The sequence below is a fragment of the Streptomyces sp. WAC06614 genome, from assembly GCF_003949795.1.
Classification (GTDB): domain Bacteria; phylum Actinomycetota; class Actinomycetes; order Streptomycetales; family Streptomycetaceae; genus Streptomyces.
This window is the reverse complement of sequence record NZ_RPRY01000316.1, coordinates 1-7,775: the sequence shown is the minus strand read 5'-3', so window position 1 is coordinate 7,775 and position 7,775 is coordinate 1. Positions and strand designations below refer to the sequence as shown.

Below are 7,775 nucleotides of genomic sequence, written 5' to 3'. Positions count from 1 at the left end.
CACCACTCCCCCGCCACCCCCCGAAGGAGAGCCGTGATCACCCTTCCCAGGACCGGGCACCTGCTCCGCTCCGCCGCCCTCGCGTGCGCGCTGCTCGCCGCCGGCCCGAGCCCGACCGCTGCTGCGGCGGCGCCCGCGGCCGACCGGATCCAGACCTTCCGCAACGCCGCGACGTCGGCCTGTCTGGACGACAGCGAGTACGGCGTCCGTACCTATACCTGCCTCGGCAACGACCACCAGAGGTGGAACGTCCACCGCTGGGCCGACGGCACCCGTGAGCTGCGCAACGTCAGGACGGGCAGGTGCCTGACCGACTATCCCGCCGGCAGCGTCGGCCCGCACGCCTGCGACAAGGCCAAGGACCAGAGCTGGATCGTCCACCGCTACCCGGACGGCGCCGTCGAGCTGAAGAACCAGCAGACCGGCCTCTGTCTGGACGACAGTCCCGCCCACCACCTCCGCACGTTCCCCTGCGGCTCCCACGCCGACAAGAGTCCGTACCAGACCTGGCACTGACCCGTCCCTCTCCCCCGCCCCGGACCGGCACGGCACACCCGCCGCGCCGGTCCGGGGCTGCCCCGTACGTCCGCGCTCGGCGCGGCGCCGCCAGGCGGCGTTCGCGTCCCGGGCGCAGGGCGGTACGGATGATCATCCCGATGCTGGGTAGTCGGGGGACGTGATCACTGTTGGTGTGGAAGAAGAGTATCTGCTGGTGGACCCCGTCACCGGTGTGCCGGCGCCTGCGGTGGAGGCCGTGTGCCGCACCGCCGGTATCGAGCGCTTCGCGGAACGCGAGGAGGTCCAGGACGAACTGCTCCAGGCGCAGGTGGAGGTCGCCACGCCCGTGTGCTCCAGCCTCCAGGAGGTGGGAGGCCACCTGCTGCGCCTGCGCCATGCCGTCGGCTCGGCCGCGGAGGCGAGCGGGTGCCGGGTCGCCGCCACGGGCGCGGCGCCGGTGCGAGGGGCCCTGCCGGTGCCCGTGACCCCGTCCCCGCGCTACCTGCGCATGGAAGGCGAGGCCCGCCAGCTCGTCGACGAGCAGTTGATCTGCGGGATGCACGTCCACGTCGGCATACCCGACCGGGAGACGGGCGTGGCGGTCCTCGACCGCATCCGTGGCTGGCTGCCGGTCCTGCTGGCCATGGGGGCCAATTCCCCGCTGTGGGACGGGCGGGACACCGGGTACGCGAGCTGGCGCACCATCGTCTTCAGCCGGTGGCCGGTCAGCGGCCCGCCCCCGCACTTCGACTCGCACGCCGACTACGAACACCGCCTGGACGCCCTCGTCGCCTCCGGGGTCATCGCGGACCGGGGGCAGGTGTACTGGCAGGCGCGGCTGTCCGACCGCTATCCCACCGTCGAAGTGCGCTGCCTGGACGTCCAGTTGCGGGCCGATGACGCCGTCATGTTCGCGGGCATCGTACGGGCCCTCGTGGCCACGGCGATCGCGGAGGAGAAGTCGGGCGCCGACCGGCCGGCGATCGCGCCCGAACTGCTCCAGGCCGCGAACTGGCACGCGGCCCGGCACGGGTTGAACGGCACCCTGGTCGATCCCCTCGGCCGCCCGCGCAGCAGCGGGGACGTGCTCTCCGCCCTGCTCGGACACATCACCCCCGCGTTGGAGGAAGCAGGGGACCTGCGGGCGGTGAGCGGACTCGTCCACCGCCTCCTGCAGGTGGGGACACCCGCCGACGCCCAGCGCCGCGCGCTGGGCGAGGGCGGGATGCCGCGGCTGATCGAGCTGATGACCGGCACCGCGCCCGACTGACGCCGGGGCGGCTGCCCCTGTTGCGCCGCCCCGTCCGGCGCCGTGCGTGCCGCGCACGGGGCGAGCGTCCGAGGGGCGCCGTCAGTAGGACTGGAGCTCCCACAGGTTGCCTTCGGGGTCGCGGACCTGGGCGCTGCGCAGGGTCGGGCCCCACTCCGGGCGGTCGGCCGGCGGGCCGGCCGGGGTGCCGCCGTGGTCCACGCAGGCCGCGTAGGCGGCGTCCACGTCCGGGACGCGGCTGACCAGCATGGTCCGGTCGTCCGGGGTGGCAGCGGGCCCGGTGCGCGGGCCGCCCGGCGGGACGGTCGCCGCCATCGCGGTGCGGTCGAGCAGGGCCAGTACGCCCTGCCCCGCCGCGTCCCAGGAGGCGTACGGGCCTTCTGCGTTCCCGCGGGTGCGGGTGGCGCCGAGGAGGGCGGGGAGCAGCGCGTCGTAGAAGCGGAAGGTCTCCTCGAAGCGGGCGACGAGCAGGCGGGGGTACAGGGCGTCCATGCGGGTGGGCTCCTTCGTTCCGGAACACCTGTTCAGTAGGTCGACACCAATGATTGGTGTCAGCCTACAATGCGGTCATGGCTGCGATGCTCCCGCCCTCCACGCCCCGACTGACCGCGCTCACCCCCTACTTGCTCTCCACGGTGGGCAAGGTGGCCCGCACCCTCGTGGGCGACCTGCTCGCGGCACGGGACCTGCGGCTGTGGGACATGGCCGTGCTCGCCGTACTCGCCGACCACGGGCCCCTGCCGCAACGCGACCTCGCCGAGCGGCTGGCCCTGCACCCGAGCGACGTGGTCAAGGTCCTCGACGGCCTCGCCCGGCGCGGGTACGTCGACCGCGCACGCGACACGGCCGACCGCCGCCGGGTCCTGGCGGGCATCAGCGAGCCGGGGCTGCGCGTCCTGGACGAGCTGGTCGCCGAGGTGGCGACCGTCCATGACGACCTGCTCGCCCCCCTCGACGCGGCCGAACGGGCCACCCTCCACGCACTCCTGCTGCGCGTGCACGCCCACGCGGTCGGCGGACGGCCGTAGGCGCCCGAGGGCCCTCAGTCGGTGACGCGCGGTGCCGCGGTACGGGCGCGTACCTGCTCGGGGGTCAGGTAGGCGTCGGTGTACTCGAACTCCCGCAGCGTCGGCGGCTTGGTGGACCGGATCCCGATGCGGACGAAGTCGTCCCCGGCCAGCGCGTTGAGCAGCCAGTTCGTCGCCACGCGCGTCTTGGCGACGCCGGTGCGCAGCGCGGACCAGTGGTAGCCGCGGGCCACGGCCTGGGCCGGCAGGCCGCGCAGCGGGACGCCCAGCGGCTTGGACACCGCGTCGGTGCCGCCGAGGTCGACCACGAGCCCCAGGTCCTTGTGCACGTACGGCCGCAGCGGCTGGTGGCGCAGCGTCGCGATCAGGTTGTCCGCGAGCGTACGTCCCTGGCGCAGGGCGTGCTGCGCGGTGGGCGGGAACACCGCGCCCTCCTCCCCCGCGGCGAGGTCGGGGACCGCCGCCGCGTCCCCGAGCGCGAACACTCCGGGGGCGCCGGGCACGGTCATCTCCGGTGTCACCAGCAGCCGGCCGCGGACGGTCTCCGCGCCGAGGGTGGCGATCAGGGGGCTCGCGGCCACTCCGGCGGTCCAGATCAAGGTCCTGCTGGGCAGCACCCGGCCGTCGGTCAGCGTGAGCTCCGTGGGGCCCGCCTTGGCGACACTGACGCCGAGGGAGACCTGGATGCCGCGGCGCCGCAGGACGTCCAGGGCCGCCCGTCCCAGCGCGTCGCCGAGTTCGGGCATCAGCTTCGGCGCGAGGTCGAGGAGGTGCCAGGTGATCTGGCGGGGGTCGAGCCGGGGGTAGCGCTTGACGGCGTGCTGGGTGAGCCGCTGGAGGCAGGCGGCCGTCTCCGTGCCGGCGTACCCGCCGCCCACCACGACGAAGCACAGGCGCGCCGCCCGCTCCGCCTCGTCCTCGCTCGCGTCCGCCAGGTCGAGCTGGGAGATGACGTGGTCGCGCAGGTAGGCGGCCTCGGCGAGGGTCTTCATGCCGCGGGCGTTCTCGACGAGACCGGGGATGTCGAAGGTCCGGGTGATGCTGCCGGGCGCGAGCACCAGGTGGTCGTAGGCACGGTCGGTCAGCTCGCCGGTGATGCTGCGGACGACGCAGACCTTCGCCCGTGTGTCCACACCGACGACTCCGCCGGGGATGATCCGGGTCCGGTAGCGGCTGCTGCGACGCAGCGAGACCGCGACGGACTGCGGGGTCAGCACGCCGGAGGCCACCTGGGGCAGCAGCGGGAGGTAGAGCTGGTAGGAGTTCGGGGTGACCAGGGCGATCTCCGCCTCGGAGGGCGACAGCTTGCGCTCCAGCCGCCGGATGCACTCCACCCCGGCGAAGCCGGCTCCCACCACGAGAATCCTCGGTCGTACCACGGTGTCGGTCCTTTCTCGGGCCTGCCAGGTTCTTGGCGCATGCCCGGCCGGTGCCCGCTGTGCACCTCGAAGCGCCCGTGTGGCGCAGGAGTGACGCTGCCGACTCGGGTGTTTCGGCCAGATCCGGGCGGCCATACGCGAAGAAAACGCGCAGCGCCGAGAGTTGCCGAGAGTTACCGACCGCGAGGGGACGGAACACCGTGGCCACCATGATCCTGTTGATCGCACCGATGCTGCTGGCTCTGCTGCTGGTCACCCGCGACACCCATCGCCGCGCCCGGCACCGGGCCGGGCGCGGCTGACGAGCGATCACGAGCGAGGGAGTGGGGTCGTGCCGGTACGAGCAGTCGGGTGGGCCCGGTCGTTCCCCGTCCACCGCGGGGTCGGCGAGGCCCGCCGGTGGTGTCTGGCGCATCTGAACACCCTGCGCTGGACGGCGGACGCGCCCGACACGGTCCACTCCGTCCTGCTCACCGTGTCCGAACTGGTGACCAACGCCCATGTGCACGCCGGGAGCAGCGCCCAGCTCGTCCTGACCTGGGACGGCACCTGTCTGCACGTCAGCGTGGCCGACGCCGATCCGCACCTGCCCGCCCCCCGGCAGGCCTCCACCCAGGCGACCTCGGGCCGGGGTCTGGCGATCATCGATGCCCTCGCCGACGCATGGGACGCCCACGAGGTCCACGGCGGCAAGGCGATCACGGCCTGCTTCCACCCGCCGGACCGGCCCTCCCCGCACGACGGCTCCGCCTGACGGCGGTGGGCAAGGGCGCCGGCCCACCCGACGGGCGGATGAGCGGCGGGTTGCCGGGTAGGCGCGCCCGGGACAACCCCTGACGAGCGGAAGAAGGTGAGGAGTCGATGAGCGTCGTCGGAAGCCGTCCGAAGCACGGCAGCGACGAGTCGGTGGGCGAGCTGGTCTCACGGGCGTCGCAGCAGATCTCGGAGCTGGTACGGGAGGAGATGCAGCTGGCTCGGGCGGAGCTGACGCAGAAGGGCAGGCGCTACGGCGTGGGCGGAGGCCTCTTCGGGGGCGCCGGCCTGGTGGGGGTCCTCGGCGCACAGGCCCTGGTCGCCGCCGCGATCGCGGCCCTCTCGCTGGTCCTGCCGCTGTGGGCGGCGGCCCTGGTCGTCGGCGTCGTGCTGGCGGCGGTGGCCGCGGTCCTGGCCATGGCCGGCAAGAAGCAGGTCGCGAGCGCCGGTGGTCCCGCACCCGAGAAGTCCATCGACAGCATCAAGGCCGACGTGGCCGAGATCAAGGAGAAGGCACACCGATGAGCGATCAGACGCACGGCGACGCATCCGTACCGACCCCGGAGGAGCTGCACGAGCAGGAGCTGCGCGAGCAGGTCGAGCACACCCGCGAGGAGCTCGGCCGGACCGTGGCCGCGCTGGCGGCCAAGGCCGACGTCAAGGCGCAGGCCGGCCAGAAGGCGACCGAGCTCAAGGAGCAGGCCGTGGAGGCGGCCGCGCTCGTGCAGGACCAGCTCCGGGCGAAGGCGACCCAGATGGCGAAGCTGGTCAAGGACAACACGCCCGACCCGGTCCTCGACAAGGCGGCCCAGGTCCGCGACGGCGCGATCCACGCCGGGCACGTGGCGGCGTCGAAGACCCCGGAACAGGTACGGGAGAAGGCGGCCTCGGCCACCACCGTGGCACGGGCGAACCGGACCCCGCTGCTCGCCGCCGCCGCGGCCCTCGTCGTCTTCCTGCTCCTGCGACGCAACCGGAGGCGGAAGTGACCGCATCCAAGATCGCCTACAGGCCCGTCGGACTGCTGCTCGGTGCCGCCAGCGGCATGGTCGCCGGGGCGGCGTTCAAGCAGGCGTGGAAGATGATCGGCCGCGAGGACGACGCCCCGGAGGCCACCGACGAGGACCGCACCTGGCAGGAAGTCCTGATCGCCGCGGCCCTGCAAGGCGCGATCTTCGCCGTGGTGAAGGCGGCCGTCGACCGCGGCGGAGCCGCTGCCACGCGGCGGCTGACCGGCACCTGGCCCGGCTGAGCCGGCCCTGCGCGCGCCTGGGGCGCCGGCGTCCGGAGGCATCCGGGCGCCGGCGCTCCTCGGCCGGTGTCGGGGCCGGCGTCCGGGGCCAGTGTCGGGGGCCAGTGTCGGGGGCCAGTGTCCGGGCGCGGCCGGTCCGGAGCGGCGGGGTTCCGGTCGGGAATGTCCGGTGGCCGGTCGTGTCAGACCCGCTGCTCGTGCCGCGGGTGGGGCGCCGGGGTGGCGGGGGTCGTGGTGACCCGGGGCAGGGCGTACGGGTGCTTCTCGGCGAGCCAGGCGACCAGTTCCTCGCGCACCGTGCAGCGTGCGGTCCACAGGTCGTCCGGGTCCTTGGCGGTGACGATCGCGCGCACCACGACGGTGGTCGGGGTGGTGTCGGTCACCGCGAGGTCCCAGCCGCGCCCGTCCCAGGCCGGGCAGTTGTCCAGGATCTCCTTGAGCCGTTCGCGCATCAGCGCCACGGGGACGGTGTGGTCGCAGTGCAGGAACACCGTGCCCGTCATCTGGATCCCGCCGCGCGACCAGTTCTCGAAGGGACGCCCGGTGAAGTAGGAGACGGGCATGGTGATGCGCCGCTCGTCCCAGGTGCGCACGGCGAGGAAGGTCAGCGTCACTTCCTCCACGACGCCCCACTCGCCGTCGACCACCACGGTGTCCCCGATGCGCACCATGTCGCCGAAGGCGATCTGGAACCCGGCGAAGAGGTTGCCCAGGGTGGACTGCGCCGCGACACCGGCGACGATGCCGATGATCCCGGCCGAGGCCAGCAGCGACGTACCGACGGCCCGCAGGCCCGGGAAGGTGAGCAGCATCGCCGCGGCAGCTACGACGGCGACCACGGCGGTGACGATCCGCATGATGAGCGTCACCTGCGTGCGGACCCTACGGATCCGGGAGGGGTCACGGCTGCCGGCTCGGCCGCCGTTCGCGTACCGGGCGTACGAGGACTCGACGACGGCCGAGGTCACGTGGACCACGCACCAGGCGCCGGCCCCGATCAGCAGCAGTGACAGTGCCTGCCCGACGGCCGCCGCGTGTTCGCGGAGCGGCTGCCAGGTGAGCTGCCGGTACGACCCGCGCAGCAGGGCGGCCAGCAGCAGGACCTGGAGGGAGGGGCGGCAGCGGCGCAGCATGCTCCACAGGGGGGTTTCCGGGTGGCGAGCATCGGCTCGTTTGAGCAGCAGGTCGGTGATCCAGCCCGCCGTGACCGTGAGCAGGACGGAACCGCCCAGGACGGCCAGCAGGCGCAGAAGGCTGTTCATGACTCCTCGATGGTGTGTCGGCGACATCGGGACGATCGGGTCGTCGCCCGCGCAGTTGCCCCACCCCTCCGGCGCGAAACGCCGACGGCACCGCCGCCTCGACGTGCCCGGAGCAGGGGAGGTCTGCGGGACGGGCATGCAGAAGGCCCCGGTGGGCGGACCTGGGGAGGTCGGCCTACCGGGGCCTTCGTGCGTCGTGTGCGGCTGGTGGCGGTGCCGCGGGCCGGGGCGGGGTCACCGGTCTAGTACCAGTGGTTGGCCTGCCAGAAGTTCCAGGCGGCGGCCGGGCTGCCGTAGCGGTCGTTCATGTAGTCCAGGCCCCACTTGATCTGG

General features: G+C 73.4%; 10 protein-coding genes and 1 pseudogene. 7 read left to right on the top strand and 4 right to left on the bottom strand.

Translation table 11 applies throughout. The features are described 5' to 3' along the window. Nucleotides 1–33 precede the first annotated feature (33 nt). Both EF918_RS29145 and EF918_RS29140 read left to right on the top strand, forming a co-directional pair. Entirely contained in the window at nt 34–516 is a 483-nt protein-coding gene (locus tag EF918_RS29145; RefSeq protein ID WP_221889770.1) for an RICIN domain-containing protein, read from the top strand. A gap of 160 nt (nt 517–676) precedes the next feature. Continuing rightward, complete coding sequence (locus EF918_RS29140) at nt 677–1,768, top strand: glutamate--cysteine ligase (RefSeq protein WP_125651923.1); 1,092 nt, start codon at nt 677–679, stop codon at nt 1,766–1,768. Between the two features lie 81 nt (nt 1,769–1,849). On the opposite strand, the gene EF918_RS29135 is transcribed toward EF918_RS29140, so the two are convergent. Further along, nucleotides 1,850–2,260, bottom strand: a complete 411-nt coding sequence (locus EF918_RS29135) for a VOC family protein (RefSeq protein WP_125651922.1) — start codon at nt 2,258–2,260, stop codon at nt 1,850–1,852. Between the two features lie 77 nt (nt 2,261–2,337). On the opposite strand from EF918_RS29135, the gene EF918_RS29130 reads away from it, so the two are divergent. After that, nucleotides 2,338–2,796, top strand: a complete 459-nt coding sequence (locus tag EF918_RS29130) for a MarR family transcriptional regulator (protein WP_312847875.1) — start codon at nt 2,338–2,340, stop codon at nt 2,794–2,796. A gap of 14 nt (nt 2,797–2,810) precedes the next feature. Here the strand turns inward: EF918_RS29130 and EF918_RS29125 are convergent, their stop codons facing one another. Beyond that, the gene (locus tag EF918_RS29125; protein ID WP_125651921.1) at nt 2,811–4,175 is read right to left on the bottom strand and encodes an NAD(P)/FAD-dependent oxidoreductase; all 1,365 of its coding nucleotides are present in this window, start codon (nt 4,173–4,175) and stop codon (nt 2,811–2,813) included. Nucleotides 4,176–4,506: 331 nt separating this feature from the next. On the opposite strand from EF918_RS29125, the gene EF918_RS29120 reads away from it, so the two are divergent. The 4 genes from EF918_RS29120 (at nt 4,507) to EF918_RS29105 (ending at nt 6,180) form a co-directional block, all read left to right on the top strand. Continuing rightward, the gene (locus EF918_RS29120) at nt 4,507–4,929 is read left to right on the top strand and encodes an ATP-binding protein (RefSeq protein ID WP_125651920.1); all 423 of its coding nucleotides are present in this window, start codon (nt 4,507–4,509) and stop codon (nt 4,927–4,929) included. Nucleotides 4,930–5,036: 107 nt separating this feature from the next. After that, entirely contained in the window at nt 5,037–5,453 is a 417-nt protein-coding gene (locus EF918_RS29115) for a phage holin family protein (protein ID WP_125651919.1), read from the top strand. Further along, a complete protein-coding gene (locus EF918_RS29110; RefSeq protein ID WP_125651918.1) occupies nt 5,450–5,917 on the top strand; it encodes a DUF3618 domain-containing protein in 468 nt (155 codons plus the stop codon). The genes EF918_RS29115 and EF918_RS29110 overlap by 4 nt, the downstream gene beginning before the upstream one ends. Then, complete coding sequence (locus EF918_RS29105; protein WP_125651917.1) at nt 5,914–6,180, top strand: DUF4235 domain-containing protein; 267 nt, start codon at nt 5,914–5,916, stop codon at nt 6,178–6,180. The genes EF918_RS29110 and EF918_RS29105 overlap by 4 nt, the downstream gene beginning before the upstream one ends. Before the next feature lie 182 nt (nt 6,181–6,362). Here EF918_RS29105 and EF918_RS29100 read toward each other — a convergent pair whose 3' ends face one another. After that, a complete protein-coding gene (locus tag EF918_RS29100; protein WP_125651916.1) occupies nt 6,363–7,442 on the bottom strand; it encodes a mechanosensitive ion channel family protein in 1,080 nt (359 codons plus the stop codon). Between the two features lie 242 nt (nt 7,443–7,684). Then, nucleotides 7,685–7,775: pseudogene (locus tag EF918_RS38650) on the bottom strand (lytic transglycosylase domain-containing protein); the annotation flags it as partial.